17 protein-coding genes are annotated in these 19,164 nt (G+C 61.9%); 10 read left to right on the top strand and 7 right to left on the bottom strand.

The window, feature by feature from the left end; genetic code table 11:
- Nucleotide 1 precedes the first annotated feature (1 nt).
- The 8 genes from ASE80_RS25410 (at nt 2) to ASE80_RS25375 (ending at nt 8,536) form a co-directional block, all read left to right on the top strand.
- A complete protein-coding gene (locus tag ASE80_RS25410; protein WP_056861340.1) occupies nt 2–1,012 on the top strand; it encodes a branched-chain amino acid ABC transporter permease in 1,011 nt (336 codons plus the stop codon).
- Complete coding sequence (locus ASE80_RS25405; RefSeq protein ID WP_056861339.1) at nt 1,009–1,758, top strand: ABC transporter ATP-binding protein; 750 nt, start codon at nt 1,009–1,011, stop codon at nt 1,756–1,758. Before ASE80_RS25410 ends, ASE80_RS25405 begins: the two co-directional genes overlap by 4 nt.
- Nucleotides 1,758–2,453, top strand: coding sequence for an ABC transporter ATP-binding protein (locus ASE80_RS25400; protein ID WP_017136278.1), 696 nt, complete (start codon nt 1,758–1,760; stop codon nt 2,451–2,453). Before ASE80_RS25405 ends, ASE80_RS25400 begins: the two co-directional genes overlap by 1 nt.
- Before the next feature lie 14 nt (nt 2,454–2,467).
- Nucleotides 2,468–3,736 (top strand): Zn-dependent hydrolase, encoded by a 1,269-nt coding sequence (locus ASE80_RS25395; RefSeq protein WP_056861338.1) that lies wholly within the window; start codon nt 2,468–2,470, stop codon nt 3,734–3,736.
- Nucleotides 3,733–5,133 (top strand): amidase, encoded by a 1,401-nt coding sequence (locus ASE80_RS25390; RefSeq protein WP_056861337.1) that lies wholly within the window; start codon nt 3,733–3,735, stop codon nt 5,131–5,133. Before ASE80_RS25395 ends, ASE80_RS25390 begins: the two co-directional genes overlap by 4 nt.
- A gap of 101 nt (nt 5,134–5,234) precedes the next feature.
- Nucleotides 5,235–5,477, top strand: a complete 243-nt coding sequence (locus ASE80_RS25385) for a hypothetical protein (protein ID WP_177336540.1) — start codon at nt 5,235–5,237, stop codon at nt 5,475–5,477.
- A 1,132-nt stretch (nt 5,478–6,609) separates the two neighbouring features.
- Nucleotides 6,610–7,473, top strand: coding sequence for a LysR family transcriptional regulator (locus ASE80_RS25380; protein ID WP_056861336.1), 864 nt, complete (start codon nt 6,610–6,612; stop codon nt 7,471–7,473).
- Between the two features lie 58 nt (nt 7,474–7,531).
- Nucleotides 7,532–8,536, top strand: coding sequence for a LacI family DNA-binding transcriptional regulator (locus ASE80_RS25375; RefSeq protein ID WP_056861335.1), 1,005 nt, complete (start codon nt 7,532–7,534; stop codon nt 8,534–8,536).
- Here the strand turns inward: ASE80_RS25375 and ASE80_RS25370 are convergent.
- The 6 genes from ASE80_RS25370 to ASE80_RS25345 form a co-directional block, all read right to left on the bottom strand.
- Nucleotides 8,533–9,258, bottom strand: coding sequence for an SDR family oxidoreductase (locus ASE80_RS25370; protein WP_056861334.1), 726 nt, complete (start codon nt 9,256–9,258; stop codon nt 8,533–8,535). The two genes, ASE80_RS25375 and ASE80_RS25370, sit on opposite strands and share 4 nt — an antisense overlap.
- Before the next feature lie 137 nt (nt 9,259–9,395).
- Complete coding sequence (locus tag ASE80_RS25365; RefSeq protein ID WP_056861333.1) at nt 9,396–10,928, bottom strand: FGGY-family carbohydrate kinase; 1,533 nt, start codon at nt 10,926–10,928, stop codon at nt 9,396–9,398.
- Nucleotides 10,929–10,931: 3 nt separating this feature from the next.
- Nucleotides 10,932–12,011, bottom strand: a complete 1,080-nt coding sequence (locus tag ASE80_RS25360; RefSeq protein ID WP_056861332.1) for an alcohol dehydrogenase catalytic domain-containing protein — start codon at nt 12,009–12,011, stop codon at nt 10,932–10,934.
- Between the two features lie 26 nt (nt 12,012–12,037).
- Complete coding sequence (locus ASE80_RS25355; RefSeq protein ID WP_056861430.1) at nt 12,038–13,030, bottom strand: ABC transporter permease; 993 nt, start codon at nt 13,028–13,030, stop codon at nt 12,038–12,040.
- Nucleotides 12,996–14,504: a sugar ABC transporter ATP-binding protein gene (locus ASE80_RS25350; protein WP_056861331.1), complete on the bottom strand. Its 1,509-nt coding sequence runs from the start codon at nt 14,502–14,504 to the stop codon at nt 12,996–12,998. Before ASE80_RS25350 ends, ASE80_RS25355 begins: the two co-directional genes overlap by 35 nt.
- Nucleotides 14,505–14,567: 63 nt before the next feature.
- Nucleotides 14,568–15,491, bottom strand: a complete 924-nt coding sequence (locus ASE80_RS25345) for a substrate-binding domain-containing protein (protein WP_056861330.1) — start codon at nt 15,489–15,491, stop codon at nt 14,568–14,570.
- Between the two features lie 338 nt (nt 15,492–15,829).
- Between ASE80_RS25345 and ASE80_RS25340 the strand changes: the two genes are divergently transcribed.
- Together ASE80_RS25340 and ASE80_RS25335 are read left to right on the top strand one after the other, a co-directional pair.
- Nucleotides 15,830–16,501 carry a sterol desaturase family protein gene (locus ASE80_RS25340; RefSeq protein WP_056861329.1) on the top strand — a complete coding sequence of 224 codons (672 nt, stop codon included), beginning with the start codon at nt 15,830–15,832 and terminating at the stop codon, nt 16,499–16,501.
- A 2-nt stretch (nt 16,502–16,503) separates the two neighbouring features.
- Nucleotides 16,504–17,604, top strand: a complete 1,101-nt coding sequence (locus ASE80_RS25335; RefSeq protein WP_056861328.1) for an SMP-30/gluconolactonase/LRE family protein — start codon at nt 16,504–16,506, stop codon at nt 17,602–17,604.
- A 50-nt stretch (nt 17,605–17,654) separates the two neighbouring features.
- Here the strand turns inward: ASE80_RS25335 and ASE80_RS25330 are convergent, their stop codons facing one another.
- Nucleotides 17,655–19,097: a hypothetical protein gene (locus ASE80_RS25330; RefSeq protein ID WP_056861327.1), complete on the bottom strand. Its 1,443-nt coding sequence runs from the start codon at nt 19,095–19,097 to the stop codon at nt 17,655–17,657.
- Between the last annotated feature and the right edge of the window lie 67 nt (nt 19,098–19,164).

The following is a 19,164-nucleotide window of genomic DNA, read 5'->3' as shown; positions in this document are numbered from 1 at the left end:
CATGAGCGAGAAAAACCCCCTGCCGTTTGCCAAGACCCAATCCAAGGCCATGTTGCTGTGGGTGCTGGCGGTGCTGATCGGCTTGCCGTTGATTCTGCCCTCGGCAACCCTGGCCACCGAGATCCTGATCTTTGCCCTCGCCGCGCTGGCCTGCAACCTGTTGCTGGGCTACACCGGGCTGTTGTCGTTCGGCCAAGGCATCTTCTTTGGGGCCGGTGCGTATTGCGCGGCGCTGCTGATGATTCACTTGCAACTGGGCTTGTTCAGCGCATTGCTCGGCGCCGCCCTTGCCGGCGGTTTCCTGGCGTTTCTGGTCGGTGCGCTGGCGATCCGGCGCACCGGCATTTACTTCGTGATGCTCACGTTGGCGTTCAGCCAGATGGCCTACTTTGTCGCCTACACCTTGAGCGACTGGACCGGTGGCGACAACGGCCTGCTCAGCGTGCCGCGCCCGGAGATCCGTATCGGTGACACCGTGCTGCTGTCGCTGGCCGACGCCCGAGTGTTCTATGGCTTTGTCGCGGTGCTGTTCCTGCTGATCTTTATCGGCGCGCGCCGGGTGATCGCCTCGCCGTTCGGCAGCACCTTGATGGCGATCCGCGAAAACGAAACCCGCGCCTCGGCCATCGGCTATGACACGCGGCATTTCAAGATCCTGGTGTTTGTGCTGTCCGGCGCGGTCACCGGCATCGCCGGGGCGCTGTACGCGATGCTGCTGCACTTTGTGCCGCTGTCGAACATCGACCTGGCGATGTCCGAGAACATTCTGATCATGACCATCGTCGGCGGCACCGGCTCGCTGTTCGGCTCATTGCTGGGCGCAGGTTCCATCGTGCTGTTGGGGGACTTCCTCTCCGATCTGTGGCCGCGCTGGCTGATGTTGCTCGGCTTGATCCTGATCTTCGTGGTGATCTTTATGCGCGGTGGTTTGTGGGGCGGCCTCGCGTCGTTGTTCGAACGGGTACGCGGCAGCCGCAAGAGCGCCGTCGTCGCCAAGGAGGAAGGGCTATGAGCATCCTGCTGGAAACCAAAGACCTGGAACTGGCCTATGGCGCGTTCCATGCGGTCAACGGCGTCAACCTCAAGGTCGAAGCCGGCACCATTCACACCATCATTGGCCCCAACGGTGCGGGCAAGACCAGCCTGTTTCACTGCCTCACCGGCGAGCGCCAGGCCACCGCCGGGGCGATTCATTTTGACGGCAAGAACCTGATGCGCAAACCGGATCACGGCCGCGTCGGCCTGGGCATGGCGCGCTCGTTCCAGCTCACCAGCCTGTTCCAGAACCTCAGCGTGCGCGAAAACCTGCGCCTGGCCGCCCAAGGCCGCGACGGCGCGCGGGCGCTGAACTTCTGGCGCCGCGTCGACAGCAAGCGTGAGCATCTGGAGATGGCCGATCAAGTGTTGGAGCGCCTGCAACTCACCCGTCGCGCCGACACCCTGGCGGGCGAGTTGTCCCACGGCCAGCAACGGGTGCTGGAGGTCGGTATGTCGATCTGCTCCAAACCCAAACTGCTGATGCTCGACGAACCCACTTCGGGCATGGGCATCGATGACATTCCGATCATGACCCAGTTGATCAGCGACCTTGGCCGCGACCACACGGTGCTGTTGATCGAACACAACATGAGCATTGTCATGTCCATCAGCCAACGCATCACCGTGATGAGTCACGGGCAGATCCTGGTGGAAGGCACGCCGGAATTCGTGCGTGCCGATGAGCGTGTGCGTACGGCTTATCTTGGGGAGGCTGCCTGATGCTGATTGTCGAGAATATCCATTCCTACTATGACAAGAGCCATGTGCTCGAAGGCGTGTCGCTCACGGTCAATCCCGGTGAACTGGTGACGCTGCTCGGCCGCAATGGCGCGGGCAAGACCACCACGCTGCGCAGCATCCTCGGGATTATCTGCCCGCGCCAGGGCCAGATTCACTTCAACGGCCAGGCGCTGGTGGGCCAGAAGATCTTTGAAATCGCCCGTCAGGGTTTGGCGCTGGTGCCGGAGAACCGCGGGATTTTCCGCCTGCTGACCGTCGAGGAAAACCTGCGTATCGCCGTGCGCAAGACCAGCCGCTGGCAGCTTGAAGACGTGTACGGCATGTTCCCGCGCCTCAAGGAGCGGCGTAAAAACGCCGGCCACGCGCTGTCTGGCGGCGAGCAACAGATGCTCGCCATCGCCCGTGCGCTGCTCAACGACCCCAAGCTGCTGATCCTCGACGAGCCCACCGAAGGCCTGGCGCCGGTGATCGTCGACGAGCTGGTGAAGATCCTGCGCAAGGTCAAGGACGACGGCCTGCCGGTGTTGCTGGTGGAACAGAACCTGATGGTCTGCGACAAGCTTGCCGACCGCCATTACGTGCTCGAACAGGGCCGCGTGGTGTACGAGGGCAGCGCCGCTGACTTCCGCGCCGACCCGACCATCAAGAACCGCTACCTGGCCCTGAGTGCCTGACCGGAGATTTGCACATGAATAGTTTTGCGCAACCGCTCAAGAGCAATGCCCCGCTGATCAACCGCGACCGCTTGTGGCAATCGTTGATGGACCTGGCCCAGCTTGGCGCTACGGTCAAAGGCGGCGTGTGCCGCCTGGCCCTTACCGACCTCGACCGCCAGGCCCGCGACCTGTTTGTGCAATGGTGCGAGGCTGCCGGGTGCAGCGTCAGTGTCGACGCCATCGGCAATATCTTTGCGCGACGTGCCGGACGCAATCCCGCCCTGCCCCCGGTGATGACCGGCAGCCATATCGACACGCAGCCCACCGGCGGCAAGTTCGATGGCTGCTACGGCGTGATGGCCGGGCTGGAAGTGATTCGCACCTTGAATGACCTGAATATCCAGACCCAAGCCCCCATTGAGGTGGTGGTGTGGACCAACGAAGAAGGCTCGCGCTTCCCGCCGTGCATGATGGGTTCCGGGGTGTTTGCCGGCAAGTTCGACTTGCAGGACACCCTCGACAAACTCGATGACCAGGGCCTGTCGGTGGGCGCCGAATTGCAGCGCATCGGCTACGCCGGCTCCCGCGCGGTGCTTGGCCACCCGGTCGGCGCATATTTCGAGGCGCATATCGAGCAAGGCCCGGTGCTGGAAGACCGCGCCACCACCATCGGCGTGGTCATGGGTTGCCTGGGCCAGAAATGGTTCGACCTGACCCTTACCGGCGTCGAAGCCCACGCCGGCCCGACGCCCATGCACCTGCGCAAGGACGCCCTGGTGGGCGCCGCCGAGGTGGTCAGCGCGGTCAACCGCATCGCCCATCAACAGCAACCGCACGCCTGCGGTACGGTTGGTTGCCTGAACCTGCACCCCGGCTCGCGCAATGTGATTCCCGGCCAGGTACACATGACCCTCGACCTGCGCCACCTGCATGCCGACAAGTTGCAAGCGATGGTCGATGAAGTGCGCGGCGTGATCGAAGCCACCTGTGCCCGGCATGGCCTGAGCTTTGAACTGACACCCACCGCCGACTTCCCGCCGCTGGACTTCAACCCCGCCTGCGTCAACGCGGTGCGTGATGGCGCCCAAGCGCTGGGCTTGAGCCATATGGACATCGTCAGCGGCGCCGGGCATGACGCGATTTTTGTCGCCGAACTCGGCCCGGCCGGGATGATCTTTGTGCCGTGCGAAGGTGGCATCAGCCATAACGAAATCGAAAACGCCGCGCCGGATGACCTGGCAGCGGGCTGCGCGGTGTTGCTGCGCGCCATGGTCAACGCGGCACAGGGAGAGGTGGCATGAGTGAGATTGGCCAACTGACGGCGGTGCAACTGCTGCAGCATTTTCGCGACAAGACCCTGTCACCGGTAGACGTCACTGAAGACGCTCTGCTGCGGATCGAGCGCTATAACCCGGTGGTGAACGCCTATTGCCACGTAGACCCTGAAGGCGCATTGAACGCTGCGCGGGCCTCGGAACAACGCTGGTTGAAAGGTGAACCCTGCGGCGCACTGGACGGCGTGCCTGCCTCGATCAAAGACCTGACGCTGACCATTGGCATGCCGACGCGTAAGGGTTCGCGCACCACCTCTGCCGAAGGCCCGTGGGAGGTGGATGCGCCCTTCTCGGCCTTGATGCGCAAGGCCGGCGCGGTGTTGCTGGGTAAAACCACCACGCCGGAATTCGGCTGGAAAGGCGTCACCGATAACCCGCTGTACGGCATCACGCGCAACCCGTGGGACACGCGCACCACAGCGGGCGGTTCGTCGGGTGGCGCCGGTGCGGCGGCGGCGCTGAACCTGGGCGTGCTGCACCAGGGCAGCGATGCCGGTGGCTCAATACGCATTCCCTGTGCGTTCACCGGTACGTTCGGCATCAAGCCGACCTTCGGCTATGTGCCGCAGTGGCCGGCCAGTTCCATGACAATTTTGTCGCACCTGGGGCCGATGACCCGCACCGTGGAAGACACCGTGCTGATGCTGCAAACCGTGGCGCAACCGGATGCGCGCGATGGCCTGATCGGGGCGCCGCGCAGTACGCCGTGGTTGTCGGGCGCAACGGATTTGACGGGGTTGCGTGTGGCCTACAGCCCCACGTTCGGGTATGTGGATGTGGATCCGCAGGTGGCCAAAGTGGTTGCCCGTGCGGTTGAGGGTCTGGTTCAGCTGGGGGCTCATGTCGAGCAGATCGACCCAGGCTTCAGCGACCCGTTGGAGGTGTTCAGCACCTTGTGGGCGGCCGGTGCGGCGCGCCTGACCGCCTCCATGAGCGATGCGCAAAAACAATGGCTGGACCCCGGTTTGCTGCGCATCGCCCAACACGGCCAGCAGTTGAGCCTCGGCGCTTTCAACGACGCCCTTGAAGCACGCGCGGCGTTGGTGGCGAGGATGGCGGCGTTTCATGAGCACTACGACATATTGGTCTCGCCGATGATGCCGATTACAGCGTTTGAAGCTGGGCACAACGTGCCGCCGGGTTCTTCGATGAAAGAATGGATGGAGTGGACGCCGTTTACTTATCCGTTCAATTTGACGCAGCAACCGGCGGCCTCGGTGCCCTGCGGGTTGGCGGCGAATGGCTTGCCGGTGGGCTTGCATGTGGTGGGTGCGCGGTTTGCGGATGAGCAGGTGTTGAGGGTGTGTCAGGTCTATGCCAAAGCCTTCCCTACCGAACACCTTGAGGCGCCGCGCGGGCTCTGAACCGTGCATGTGCGGTGGCATCCGGCTTATAATCCGCGCTTCATTTTTTGTTGCGCGGATTGTTTTAGATGCGATTTACAAGGACTTTTCTGGCGAGTGCAGTGCTCGCCGTCCTGCCGGTTATGGCCCATGCCACAGCGTTGGACTTGAGCTACGAAGCGCCTGTGCTTGAGGCGGTGCCACACGATGCGCCGGCGACGGCCAAATCGCTGTTTCCGGTTCAGACCCAGGCGCCGGTGACGTTTGAGTACAAGTGCAAGGGGCCGCGTTGTCAGTATGAGGATGACCTGGAGCAGCGGCACGAAGACCAGACCACGCAAAGTTGGTCCATCGGGATTCACTAGGGTTCGGCCTGCCTTGAGCTGAAATGCGATCATCAACTGTGGGAGCTGGCTTGCCTGCGGTAGCGGTTTGTTGGTGGTGTACATATCCGTTGCTGCGGTAACGGCGGCTTAGGGTTCCGCCCTGACGGCGGCTCACTTTTGGAAAGGCCCAAAAGTAAGCAAAAGGCCTTCGCCCCAACACTCGGTGCCTCGCTATGGCTCGGCATGCCCGCAATCCGCCAGTGATTTGGGGGGCCGCCGCCACGCGCCATCCATGGCGCGGGGCGGCTAAACCGGCATCCCTGCCGGTTTACCCCCCAAATCCCTGTCGAATTCCGGCCATCGTGTTTGACGGGGCGATTTCAGATCAAGATCAAAAGCGCAGATCAAAAGACCGCTGACTTCGTCATCGAAAAGGATGTAAGGGCTGGAGCAACAGCAACAGCAACAGCAGAGCCATACTCGGTCAAAGGTGGGAGCTGGCTTGCCTGCGATGGCATCAACTCGGTGTGCCTGATGTACCAAGGTGTCTGCATCGCAGGCAAGCCAGCTCCCACAGAAAAGCAGCTCTTCAGTGTATGCAAATCCGCAGCCGGCCTCACATTCAAAACTGCATGCGGTCAACTGTGGGAGCGGGCTTGCTCGCGAATGCGGTGGGTCAGTTACAGATGAATTGACTGACACACCGCATTCGCGAGCAAGCCCGCTCCCACATTTAGACCGCGTTGCATCAGCTAGATAGACTTTTGCCTTGCACTTGATCTGGCTCTTGCTTCAACCACTCAGGTCGGCTTTCAGGCCGCCGTGCTCTGCTTTTGATCTTGATCTGCTTTTGATCTGAGGCGCCCCGTCAGGGTAACCCGGCAGGACGCCGGGTTAGCCGCGCTGGGCCAAGGATGGCCCATCGCGGCGGCCCACGGATTCAAGCCGGAGTGAGGGCATGCCGAGCCTAGGCGAGGCACCAAGTGGTGGGGCACAGACCTTTTGGTTACTTTTGGCTGGGCCGGCATTCCGGGCGTTTGCCAAAAGTGACCCGCCGTCAGGGCGGCCCCCTAAGTAGCCGTTACCAAGCCAACGGATATACACACCAACCACCAACCACCACCTTGAGCACATTCCATTACACTGTCCCCCATTCATCCCCGGGGGCTTCATGGACATCGAACTGGCACGCACTTTCCTCGAAATCACCCGCTGCGGCAGCCTGGCCGCGGCCGCCGAGAAACTGCACGTCACCCAGACCGCCATCACCGCACGGGTCAAAAGCCTGGAGAGCCAGTTTGGCAGCACGCTGTTTGTGCGCAACCGCGCAGGCGCCAGGCTCACCGCCGATGGCGAGGCGTTTGTGGTGTACGCTAACCAACTGCTGCAAACCTGGGAAGCCGCCAAGCGCGACCTGCCGCTGCCCGATGGCTACCGCAATGTGCTGCATATCGGCGGCGAGGTCAGCCTGTGCAACCCGTTGATGCTCGGCTGGGCAAAGGCCTTGCGCGAACAGATCCCCGGCCATGCGCTGCGCACCGAAGTGCGTGAAGGTGAATACCTGTTGCGCCAACTGGAACTGGGCGTACTCGATGCCGCGCTGGTATTCCAGCCGCAATACTGGCCAGGCCTGCAGGTCGAACAAGTACTGGAAGAAAAACTGATCCTGGTGCAGTTAACCAGCAATCCCGCCCCTTACGTGTATATCGACTGGGGCCAGGGCTTTCGCCAGCAACACGACGCCGCGCTGCCCGACAAGGCCCGCGCCGCGCTGAGTTTCAACCTCGGGCCGCTGGCCTTGCAGTACATCCTGGAGAACGGTGGCGCCGGGTACTTCCGCACGCGGGTGGTGCAAAGCTACCTGGACAGCGGCGTCATGCAGCGCGTGCCGAAAGCGCCGGAATTCAGCTTCCCGACCTATCTGGTCTACTCACGGGCGCGGGATTCGGCGGTATTGCAGCAGGCGCTGGGGCTGCTGCGCGAAGTGGTCAAGGCCGAAAGCGACTGGTCACAACGCTGGGACCCGCTGATTTGAATCACCCTACGCCCGCGCGCATGCTAGCCTGCGGATGTTTCCCAGCGCAGCCTTACCGATGAACAAGAAAAAGTCCGTCACCATCAGCGACATCGCCAAACGGGTGGGCATGACCACCATCACGGTGTCCCGCGCACTGAGCAAGCCCGACCTGGTCAAGCCCGCCACCCTGGCGCGCATTCTCGAGGTGGCGCGTGAGCTGGACTACGTGCCCAATGCCTTCGCACGCGGGCTCAAGCGCAGTGAAAGCCTGATCATCGGCGTGATCACCGCCTCCGTCGACAACCCGTTTTACAGTGAGATGATCAAGGCGATTTCCCGCGAGGCGAAAAAGCACGGCTACACCATCATGCTGGTGGACACCGATGAGCTGGAAGAACTCGAAAGCAAGGCCGTCGATACCCTGCTGGGCTATCGCGTCGCGGGCATCATCTTGTCGCCGGTATCCGACGAGCCCAGCTACCAGCCCGACTATCTGGAGCGCCTGGGCAACGGCAAAACCCCGGTGGTGTTGCTCGACCGCACGCTCCACGACAGCCCGTTCAGCCGCGTGGTGCTCGACAACTACCACAGCGGCATCCAGGCCGCGCACTACCTGCTGCGCCACACACCCGAGCTCAAGCGCCTGCTGGTACTGACCGGCCCGGAGCATTCACGTATCACCGTGGAGCGCCTCAAGGGCCTGCGCGAAGTGCTGGCTGAGCACCCCCATATCCACGTCGAAGTGCAGGCCGGTGACTACACGCTGATGCCGTCTTACCTGCACACTCTCGACTACCTGGCCGAGCACTCGGCGCCCGATGCGATCATGGGCTTTAACCAGTTGATCACCCTCGGCGCCCTGCGTGCATTGCGCATGCACAACATCGCCCACGACAGCCTGACCATTTGCGGCATCGACCGCCTGCCCTTCGCCGATATCTTCGGCGTGCCGATCGCCTGCGTGGCCCACGACGCCTCACTGGCCGGCAGCAGCGCGGTACGCCTGCTGCTTGACCGCTTGCAGGACCCGCACAAGCCACGGGACAAAGTGGTGATCGCCGGCGTGCTGGAAAACGGTTAGCGGCTGGTGTAGCCACCATCGATCGGCAGGCTCACGCCGCTGATCATGCTGGCGGCATCGCTGAGCAGGAACAGCACCGGCAGCGCGACTTCCACGGTTTGTGCGAAACGCCCCAGCGGAATGGCCGCCAGCGCCGGGTCGCGTTTGGCGGGGTCGGACCAGGCCTTGGTTGCCATGGGCGTGAGTGTGACCGTGGGGTTGACGCTGTTCACACGAATGCCAAAGCGCCCCCACTCGGCGCACTGCACGCGGGTGATCGCGTCCAGTGCAGCCTTTGAAGCGCAGTAACCGAGGTGATCGTCCAGCGCCACCAGCGAGGCTTGGCTGGAGACATTGACGATGCTGCCGGGGATGTTGGCTTCGATCATTTTTGCCGCCACTCGGCTGGCGACCTGTGCGGCGGCGCGGGCGTTGACCTGCATGACCTGATCGAACGCCTCCGCACTGATGGCGGCGGCGGGTTCCAGGCGTGAGATGCCGGCGCAGTTGACCAGGCCATGCAGTGGCGGCAAGTCGGCCAGGGCTTTATCCAGGGCGATGCTGTCGGCGATGTCTAGGCATAGACTGTTGCAGCCCAACTGTGCCAAGGCTTGCGCGTCGCGGCCAAGGGCAAAGACTTCGGCACCGGCGGCAATCAGCTGTTGAGCGATTTCGCGACCGATGCCGCTGCTGGCGCCGGTGACGAGAATGCGCTGGCGGGTGAAGTTGAAGGTGGTGGTCATGGTCACTTCTCGATAAACAATGAAGATCCCTGTGGGAGCTGGCTTGCCTGCGATGACGGTGGGTCAGTCAGCACATATGGCACTGATACACCGCTATCGCAGGCAAGCCAGCTCCCACATTTTTGATCTGTGTTGGGTCAGTTGGTTTGCAGGTTGTGCATGATCGGCTTGAGGGCGGGATACAGCTTCAGGTACTCGGCAAACGCCCGGTCATACGTCATGACATTTTCGCGTTTGGGCTGCGCCCGCAGTTCCAGCTGCACCCAGCCTTTGTCCATCTCGCCATCACTCACCAACCCCACCGTATGCGCCGCCAGCAACGCCGCGCCCAAGGCCGCTTCCACCTCCTGCACGATGGTGTAAACCGGGTAACGCGTAACATCGGCAATAATCTGCATCCACAAATCCGAATGGCTCGCGCCGCCCACCACGATCAGGCGTGGGTCCAGCGAATGTGCGCCCTGGGTACCGGCTTCAATGTTGTGGCGCAGGGCAAAACTCACGCCTTCAAGCACCGCGCGGTACAGGTGAATACGGCTGTGATACAGGTTCAGCCCGACGAAACTGCCACTGGCGCGGTCATCCCACACCGGGCTGCGTTCGCCCATCAGGTACGGCAAAAACAACAAACCTTCGCTGCCCGCCGGAACCTGGGTGGCGCTCTGCTCCAGCAACACCAGGCTGTCCTGGCCGCTGGCCTGGGCCTGCTGTTCTTCGGCCTGACAGAACTGTTCGCGAAACCAGCTGACCGACGCCCCGGCGGTGATCGCACCGCCAAAGATGTACAGGTCTCGATGGCCGTTGTAGACGTGAGGCATGCTCACCAGGCCGTGGTGTGCGTCCACGTGCTGGTTCAAATACCCCCAGCACATGCTGGTGCCGATCATCGCCACATGGTTACCCGGCTGCGTAACACCCGCCGCCAGCGTCGCCATCGCCGCATCCACACCGCCGGCCAGGATCGGCGTACCGGCCTGTAACCCCAGGCGCGTGGCCCAGCTTTCGAGCAAACCGCCCACCACGTCACCGGAGTACACCAACCGCTCGGGCATCATGGCCTGTGGAATGCCCAGCGCATCGAGCATCTCGACGGACCAGCCGCGCGCTTTCACGTCGTAAACCCCACCGATATTGCCGGCGCTGCTATGGTCCACCGCCAATTCGCCGGTAAGGCACCAGTTGATATAGCTGTTGGGCGGTAGCAGGTAGCGCGTGTCGGCCCACACCTGCGGCTGATGCTGCTTGAGCCAGAGCATCTTGGTGAAACCGTAGTAGCTGTCCACCGAGTTGCCGGTGACTTCGAACAAGCGCTCCAGGTTCAGGTGCTCACGCACCCACGCCACCTGCTCGCCGGCGCGGCGGTCCATCCAGATCAGGCACGGGTGCAGCGGCGTCATCTGCGCGTCCACGGCAATTCCCGAACCGCCGTACAGGCTGCTGATGCACAGCGCCTTGACCTGCCCGGCCGCCACGCCGGATGCGGCCATACACTGCGCCACACACGCCTCGACCGCCGCCAGCCACACCTGCGGCCATTGCTCGGCCCAGCGCACTTTCGGGGTATCGACGCGATACCCCTGGCTGTGCTGGGCGATGATCGTACCTTGACCATCCACCAGCAGCGCCTTGGTGCTCTGGGTTCCTATATCGACACCCATTACATAGTTCATAGATCAAATCACCGGTTTCAACAGCACCTTGATCGATTTGGTCGAGTTGGCCAACGCAAAGGCCTCGGCAAAATCATCCAGCGGGAAGTCATGGGTCACGATGCCCTTGGACGTCACCAGGCCACGCTCGAACAGGTCGATAGCGATCGGGTAGCAATACGGGCCCAGGTGCGCGCCGCGCACATCCAGCTCCTTGCGGTCGCCGATGATCGACCAGTCGACGCTGGTTTCGGCGCCAAACACACTGAACTCGACAAAACGCCCGAGCTTGCGGATCAGGTCCAGCCCCTGGGTCACGCCCGCCGGCACGCCCGTGGTTTCGATGTACACGTCGCAACCATAGTTATCGGTGAGGCCGTTGATGATCTCGCGGGCATTGTCGCGGGACGGGTTGATCACCACGTCGGCGCCAAACTGCTTGGCCAGTTCCAAACGCTCGTCGACCATGTCGATCACCACCAGTTTTTTCGGGGTTTTCAGCGCAGCCACCTGGACCATGCACAGCCCCAGCGTCCCGGCACCGGCGATCACCACCACGTCGTCGAGCTGGATTTCGCCACGGTTGACGGTGTGGATTGAGCACGCCATCGGCTCCACCAGCGCCGAGTCTTCCAGCGACACCGACTCGGGAATCTTGTGCACGATGGCGGTCTTGGGAATGCGCATGTACTGGGCCATGCCGCCTTCGGCGACTTCACGCTGGAAGCCGAAGATATTGTGCACTTCACACATCCAGTACTTGCCCGACTTGCAGAAGCGGCACTTGCCGCACGGCACGATCTGCTCGGCGATCACCTTGTCGCCCACCGCCACTTCAAAGTGCTCGCCGGCGCCCTCGCCCACTTCTTCCACGTAGCCGAAAAACTCATGGCCCGGCACCACCGGCGCCTTGACCCACGGGTTGTCGCCGCCCCAGAACATCGCCGCGCCGGAATGGCATTTGCAATCACTGGCGCAGATGCCGCAGGCGGCAATGCGGATCACCAGTTCATTGGGGCGCGCCTTGGGTTTGCCGATGCGTTCCAGGCGGTAGTCTTTGGGGCCGTGGCAGACGACGGCTTGCATCTCGGTGTGCTTGTCCATGGGTTCGGTCCTTTCTTGTCAGGTGTTTATTTATGGCGCTGACGGCTGATGAAAATCGCCAGCAAAATGATCCCGCCCTTGATCACGCTCTGGACGTAGGGCGAGACCCCGAGCATGTTCAAGCCGTTATTGAGTACGCCCAGCAGCATGGCGCCGAGCAAGGTGCCAACAATCACCCCGCGCCCGCCGGCAATCGACGCACCGCCGAGTACCACCGCCGCAATCGCATCCAGCTCGAACGACACGCCGGCATTCGGCTGGCCGCTCATCAAGCGTGAGGTGAGCACCAGCCCGGCAATCGCCGCGGTCAGGCCGCTGATGCCGTACACCAGCAACTTGAAGCGCGCCGCCCGCACGCCCGACAAACGCACCGCTTCTTCATTGCCACCGATGGCATAGATGTAGCGGCCGATGCGCGTGTGTTGCAGCAACACATAGGCGGCAAAGTAGGTGACGAGCATGATCAGGATCGGCACGTCGACGCCGAACAGGCTTTGGCGGCCGAAGAAACCGAACCACTCCGGCAACCCCGAAATCGGGTAGCCGTCGGTGTACATCAGGCCCAGGCCACGGGCGATGCCCATGGTCGCCAGGGTGACGATGATCGGCGGCATGTGCAGGTAGGCGACGAACACGCCATTGCCGATGCCGAAGGCCACGCCGATCAGCATGCCGGCGCCAATCGCCAGGCCCGGCGGCAGGCCCGCGACCATCAGCCCTGCGGTCAAGGTTCCGGACAGCGCCATCACCGGCCCCACCGACAGGTCGATGCCACCGGTGAGAATCACGCAGGTCATGCCCACCGCGATAATCGCGTTGATCGACACCTGGCGCGCAATGTTCGACAGGTTGCTGGTGGTGAGGAAGTTATCGCTGGCAAAGATCATCACCAGGGTCACCACCACCAACCCCACGAAGGGATAAAACGCCGGCGAGCGCACCAGCCGCGCCAGGTTCAGGCGCAGTCGGCTGGTGTCGCCGGTATTAATGGACCTGTTCACTTGAGCCCCCTGTTGCATGGCGCATGACCTCTTGTGGGTTGACGGCGGCCGATTCCAGCAGCTTGACGATGGCGCCCTTGTGGAACACGGCGACGCGGTCGCACATGCCGATGACTTCGGGCAGTTCGGAAGAAATCATGATGATCGCGTAGCCTTGTTCGGTGAGGCTGCGCATCAGGGCGTAGATCTGCGCCTTGGCGCCGACGTCGATGCCGCGTGTGGGTTCATCGAACACCAGCACGTCGCAGTGGTGGTTGATCCAGCGTGCAATCACAACCTTTTGCTGGTTGCCGCCGCTGAGGTTGAACACCCGGCTTTCGCCGCTGGGCGCCTTGATCGACAGCTGGCGCATCAACGCGTCGACGCTGGCGCATTCCTTGGCCTTGTCGATCAGGCCCGAGGCGTTCTGGTACTTGGGCAGGTTGTTCAAAGAGATGTTTTCGCGAATGCTGAAATCGGTGATCAGCCCTTCGCTCTTGCGGCTTTCCGGCAGCAGGCCAATGCCGTGGGCCAGAGCCTGCGCCGGGTCATCGAGGGTGACTTTCTCGCCGCGCAACCACACGTCTTTGCTCACCGACGGCAGCGCGCCCATCATGCCCAGCGCCAGCTCGGTACGACCGGAGCCGACCAGCCCGGCAAAGCCGAGGATCTCGCCCTTGTGCAGCTGAAAGCTGTTGCGCGGGCCATTGCGCACCAACTGGATGTCCTTGACCTCCAGCAACAACGGACCACGGTCTTTCGTGGGTTTGGGTGGAAAGCTGTTTTCCAGGCGCCGGCCGACCATCATCTCGACCAGCCGGTCGATATCACTGTCGGCCACGTCGGTCACGCCCACGTTACCGCCATCGCGCAGCACGCTGATGCGGTCGCACACCTGGAAAATCTCCTCCAGGTGGTGAGAGATAAAGATCACCGCCACGCCCTGGCGCTTGAGTTCGCGCATGATCTCGAACAACAGCTCAGCCTCGCTGGGCGTGAGGGTGGCGGTCGGTTCATCGAGTACCAACAGGCGCGCATCCAGGGCCAGGGCCTTGGCGATCTCAACGAATTGCTGTTCGGCCACGCTCAGGTGCTTGACCGCACACTGCAGGTTGATACTCACACCCAGGCGCTGGAATAACGCCTGGCTGGCTTCGACCATTTCGCGTTTGCGCAGCAGGCCGAAGCGGTTGCTGAGCTCATGGCCGAGGAAGATGTTTTCCACCGCCGTGAGATAGGGAATCAGGCTGAATTCCTGGAACACGATGCCAATACCGGCGGCGATCGCGTCGCGGTAAGTGGCAAACTTTTGCGCCTGGCCGTCGATCAAAATCTGCCCTTCGTCCTGATGCTCGACACCGCCGAGGATCTTCATCAGGGTCGATTTGCCCGCGCCATTTTCCCCCAGCAACGCATGGATTTCGCCGCGCTCGACCTGCAGGTTGATGGACTTGAGGGCTTGTACGCCCGGGTAGCGCTTACAGATATTTTCCAGCTTCAGAAGACTGCTCATACCGCCGACCTCGTATTCAGAAGGAGACCTCAAGCCCCACGGTTGACGTGGGGCTTGAGCGATTTACCAGCTGAAGTCCTTGGCCTTGGCCTGGTCGATCAAAGTGATATCGACGGGAATGGTGGCCGGCACTTGCGAGCCCCACTTCTTGGCGAGGGCGATGCCCAGAGCCAGGCGGATCTGATCGCGCGGGTATTGCGCCGAGGTGGCGATGAACTTGCTGCCGGGCTTCTGGATCGCCTTGATGGCTTCCGGTGCACCGTCGACGCTGACCAGTTTTACGTCCAGGCCGCTGGCTTCGATGGCCGACAGGGCGCCGAGGGAGCCGTTGTCATTCACGCTGAAAATGCCCTTGAGACCCGGCTGGGCCTGCAGCATGTTTTCGGTGACGGTCAGCGCCTGGTCACGTTCCTGCTTGCCGTTCTGGATACTGACAATCTTGATGTCCGGGTGCTTGGCCACCGCCTCTTTGCAGCCGCGCACACGCTCCAGGATCGGCACCACGGCGATGCCGTCGAGGATGGCGATATTGCCTTTGTCGCCGATGTTCTTGGCCAGGTATTCACAGGCCTGGAAGCCGGCGTCGAAGTTTTTTGAACCGACAAAGGAGTCCAACGGGCCGTCGGCCTGGGCGTCCACTGCGACCACGACCACACCCGCAGCGTGGGCAGATTTGACCGCCGATTGCACGCCCACCGAGTCGGTGGGGTTGATCAGCAGGATATCGATGCCTTTTTGCAGCATGTCTTCGACATCGCTGACCTGCTTGGACACGTCATGGCGGGCATCGGTGATGATCAGCTTCGCACCGATAGTCGCGCCGGCTTCTTCCAGGGCGTTTTTCATGGTGACGAAATAGGGGTTGTTGATTTCCTGGAAGGAAGCGCCGATGCGGATCGGTTTGGCGGCGTCGGCAAAGGCTGTAGTGGTGGCGCCGAGGGTGATGCTGACAGCCAGTAAACACAGGGTTTTCGGGAGCATTTTCATGGCGTGGTTCTCTGTTTTGTTTTTATTTTTAGAGCAAATGTTATCGTTAACATTTTGCGAGAAGCTAGCAAGTAAATGGGGGCTGTGCAAGCCCCCGTTGGTCGCCCACGGTTCAAGTGTGGGAGCTGGCTTGTGTGGGAGCTGGCTTGCCTGCGATAGCATCTGCTCGGTCTACCTGACACCCCGAGGTGCCTGCATCGCAGGCAAGCCAGCTCCCACCAAAGCCTGTTTCCACACAAGCCTGCTCCCACATTTGAGCTGCGGACTGCGCAAAAACTCGCACTATCTCGCGTACCAACTAAGCTCAGGCTCCAACAAAAAAACCCGAGCGTGCCGCCATGGCCCATCCCACCGAGACCTTCCGCGCCCGCTACCGCGCCGCCGTGAGCGCCCGTTACAACCCCTGGCTGCACGCCAGTTTCGTGATGGGCTACGGCATCATCTGCATCGCCCTGGCCTGGTCCTCCACCACGCACATCACCGCGCTCCAGTGGCTGACCGTGCCGCTGACGCTGGTGTTCTTCAACCTGTGCATCTACCTCGTGCACCGCCACCTGGGCCATCACAAACACAGCCTGGCCCGGCTGTTCTATGCGCGGCATACAGGTGACCACCACAGCTTTTTTACCCCCGGCCACATGACCTACGACAGCCCGCGAGACTGGCGCGTGATTCTGTTTCCGGCCTGGCTGATCGTGCTGCACAGCCTGGCGATCACCCTGCCCGCTTGGTGGCTGCTCAAACAATTGAGCCCCAACGTCGCCGGGTTGTTTGCCGGGTGCATGATCCTTGGGTATTTACTTTACGAAGTGTTTCACGCCTGCGAACACCTGCCCGCCGAGCACCCGGTGGCGCGCCTGCCCTGGATTCGCCAGATGCATCAGTTGCACGTCCTGCACCACCGCCGTGAGCTGATGCAGGGGCGCAATTTCAATATCGTCCTACCCCTGATGGATTACCTGTTCGGCACCCTGCACTGGGAGCCGAACGCCCACGACAACCAGGAATAGTCATGAGTACCCGCCCCAAAAAACTGCGCCATTTGCTCTTCGTACTGCTGCTTGCCGTCATCGCTTTTCTGCTGCTGATGCCGACCAAAGTGCAACCGGTGAACTGGTCGCCGCCCACGGCGCCCTCGCTGAAAGACGGCGCCTACGCCGAGAACCAGCGACTCAAGGGCATTGAAAAAATCGGCGCCCAGGACATCGCCGGCCCCGAAGCCTTGCTGCTCGACCCCCAGGGTTTTCTGATCAGCGGCCTGCAGGACGGGCGCATTATCCGCACCTCGCCAAACAGCCACACCCTGGAAGTGCTCGCCAACACCGGCGGCCGCCCGCTCGGCCTGGCGTTACACCCGGATGGGCGCTTGATCATTGCCGATGGGGTCAAGGGGTTGCTTGCCTTGGATGCCAACCGTCAACTCAAACTGTTGAGCAGCAGCGCTGACGGCGTACCCTTTGGTCTCACCGACGATGTGACCGTCGATGCCGGCGGACGCTATGCCTACTTCAGCGATGCGACGAGCCGCTGGGGCTACGGCCAGGACGGCACAGCGGTGATCGAGCATGGCGGCGACGGCCGGTTGCTGCGCTATGACTTCAGCACCGGCAGCACCGAGGTGTTACTGGACCGGCTGCAATTTGCCAATGGCGTGACCCTGGGCCCGGATGAAAACTACGTACTGGTGAATGAAACCGGCGCCTACCGCATCAGTCGCTACTGGCTCAAGGGCGAGCGCAGCGGCACCCACGACCTGTTTATCGACAACCTGCCGGGCCTGCCGGACAACCTCAGTTTCAACGGGCGCGATCGCTTCTGGGTCGCCCTTTATTCGCCACGCAACCCGTTGCTGGACGGTTTCGCCGGCTACCCACTGTTGCGCAAGGTGATGGTGCGCGCACTGATGGTGGTGCCCAAGCACATCGAGCGCAAAGCCTTTGTGCTGGGGCTGGACACCGATGGCAAGGTCATCGCCAACTTGCAGGATGGCAGTGCGGGCAATTACTCGCCGGTCACTACCGCGCGCGAATACGGCGACTGGTTGTACCTGGGCTCGCTCACGAGCACCAGCATGGCGCGCCTGCCGTTGAAGCTGGCGCTGGCCGGCGAATAACCAAAAGGGGCAGCCTGTTCAGGCTGCCCCTTCTGATTTACATCACGGTATCAATGGATGATGTTTTGGGTGCAGATGTGCCCAAAGGTCACATATTGCACATTGTCACCGCCGACACCCACGCCCGGGAACTCGTCCAGCTCGATACGCCAGCCGCCGAAGTTGAAGGTGGTGTCCCAGGTGTACTGCACGCCAGTGCTGCTGTCCGGGTACTGCACGCGGTTATCGCCAAAGCAGGTACCGAGCGCGGCACTGGCCTGGGATGTGCCGGCACTGTTGGTGGTGGCCTTGAAGTCGGTCCAATGGAACTCGGTGCCTTCAAAGCGCTTGTCGACACGCAGCACAGGTGTGACGCCCAGCAGCGGCGCGCCCGTGGAGTCGGACCAGTTGGTGGTCCAGTTCAATGTGCGCCCCGCCTGAGTCGCCATCCAGAATATCGATGCCGGCACCCGCACGATGTTGTCGCCTGTCACTTGCGAGCTGTTCAGCCGTGGCGCAGAGCCGAGGCTCAACTGGTAGTACTTGCTCGGGTCCTGCGTCACGGCCGGGTTGGCGCGCACACGCACCTTGACGGTGGTACCCGGCGTGACACTCGGGTAGGTGGACGTAGAGCCGGCCGGTACGACGATCCAGTTGACGCCATCAAAGCGCTCGAAGATCCATTGGTTACGGCTGCCACTGTCATCGCCTGCCAAGTACATGCTCACGGCCTGGCCACGCACGGCCTTGAAGTCGAAGTAATCGACGTCGTTGGCGTTGTCGAGGTTGCCGCTCACCTTGTTCATGGTGTCCGGCAGCGCAAAGGCGTCTTGCGCCGTGTCGTTGGGCTCGAAGGCATCGATGTTGGTGTCTGCCGCCACGCCAAAACTGAACTGCGCGTTGGTTGCGGTCTTGGCCACCATGTACCAGTAGTAGTCACCGGCCGGCAGTACACCGTCGATGTATTCATCGGCATTGCCGGCGTTATCGGCGGTTGCCAGCAACTGCAGGTTGCCTTGGCCGTCATCGCGGAACAGGCTCAGCGACATGTCGGCGCCGGCACTCTGGTTGATCAACTGCACCAGCACCCGCGCGCTTTTTGGCAGGTTGAAGTGGTAAGGGAAATCCTGGCCCGTTTGCACTTCGCTGATGGTGTAGAGGGTGTTGATATCCAGGGTCGGAAACAGCGGAACAAAGTCGGCGACCGCTGCACTTTTCAGCTCGCTCTGGCTCGGTTTTTTCAACGTGCCGATAACGGTGTTGAACGGTGCGGATTTGGCAGCCTTGGTAACCGCCTTGGCCTTGCCGTCCCGTGCCTCCAGCAGCTTTTGCCGCAGCGCCTCCGAAATCGGCACCGCAGTGAGCGTGCCGCCAGGTTTAAGCGCGTCAATCTCGCTTTGGCTGACTGTGCCAGGGGTGAGTTTGGGAAGGTTCAGGTCGGCCAGGGCAGAGGCCGAGATAAAGCAGGAGGCCATCATGGCCGCGCCCAGCATAAGGGCTTTGGTTGGTTTCATTTTTTATCCATCCATAGTTAAAAAATTGAAGCTTCAGGTGATCGGTGACATCCGGTCACCTGGGATG

Source organism: Pseudomonas sp. Leaf15, from assembly GCF_001421425.1.
GTDB lineage: Bacteria > Pseudomonadota > Gammaproteobacteria > Pseudomonadales > Pseudomonadaceae > Aquipseudomonas > Aquipseudomonas salomonii.
This window is presented reverse-complemented; position numbering and strand designations above follow the sequence as displayed.

Coding starts and splice junctions, on each gene's coding strand:
- ASE80_RS25410 (WP_056861340.1), top strand. CDS start 2: ATGAGCGAGAAAAACCCCCTGCCGTTTGCCAAGACCCAATCCAAGGCC.
- ASE80_RS25405 (WP_056861339.1), top strand. CDS start 1,009: ATGAGCATCCTGCTGGAAACCAAAGACCTGGAACTGGCCTATGGCGCG.
- ASE80_RS25400 (WP_017136278.1), top strand. CDS start 1,758: ATGCTGATTGTCGAGAATATCCATTCCTACTATGACAAGAGCCATGTG.
- ASE80_RS25395 (WP_056861338.1), top strand. CDS start 2,468: ATGAATAGTTTTGCGCAACCGCTCAAGAGCAATGCCCCGCTGATCAAC.
- ASE80_RS25390 (WP_056861337.1), top strand. CDS start 3,733: ATGAGTGAGATTGGCCAACTGACGGCGGTGCAACTGCTGCAGCATTTT.
- ASE80_RS25380 (WP_056861336.1), top strand. CDS start 6,610: ATGGACATCGAACTGGCACGCACTTTCCTCGAAATCACCCGCTGCGGC.
- ASE80_RS25375 (WP_056861335.1), top strand. CDS start 7,532: ATGAACAAGAAAAAGTCCGTCACCATCAGCGACATCGCCAAACGGGTG.
- ASE80_RS25370 (WP_056861334.1), bottom strand. CDS start 9,258: ATGACCACCACCTTCAACTTCACCCGCCAGCGCATTCTCGTCACCGGC.
- ASE80_RS25365 (WP_056861333.1), bottom strand. CDS start 10,928: ATGAACTATGTAATGGGTGTCGATATAGGAACCCAGAGCACCAAGGCG.
- ASE80_RS25360 (WP_056861332.1), bottom strand. CDS start 12,011: ATGGACAAGCACACCGAGATGCAAGCCGTCGTCTGCCACGGCCCCAAA.
- ASE80_RS25355 (WP_056861430.1), bottom strand. CDS start 13,030: ATGCAACAGGGGGCTCAAGTGAACAGGTCCATTAATACCGGCGACACC.
- ASE80_RS25350 (WP_056861331.1), bottom strand. CDS start 14,504: ATGAGCAGTCTTCTGAAGCTGGAAAATATCTGTAAGCGCTACCCGGGC.
- ASE80_RS25345 (WP_056861330.1), bottom strand. CDS start 15,491: ATGAAAATGCTCCCGAAAACCCTGTGTTTACTGGCTGTCAGCATCACC.
- ASE80_RS25340 (WP_056861329.1), top strand. CDS start 15,830: ATGGCCCATCCCACCGAGACCTTCCGCGCCCGCTACCGCGCCGCCGTG.
- ASE80_RS25335 (WP_056861328.1), top strand. CDS start 16,504: ATGAGTACCCGCCCCAAAAAACTGCGCCATTTGCTCTTCGTACTGCTG.
- ASE80_RS25330 (WP_056861327.1), bottom strand. CDS start 19,097: ATGAAACCAACCAAAGCCCTTATGCTGGGCGCGGCCATGATGGCCTCC.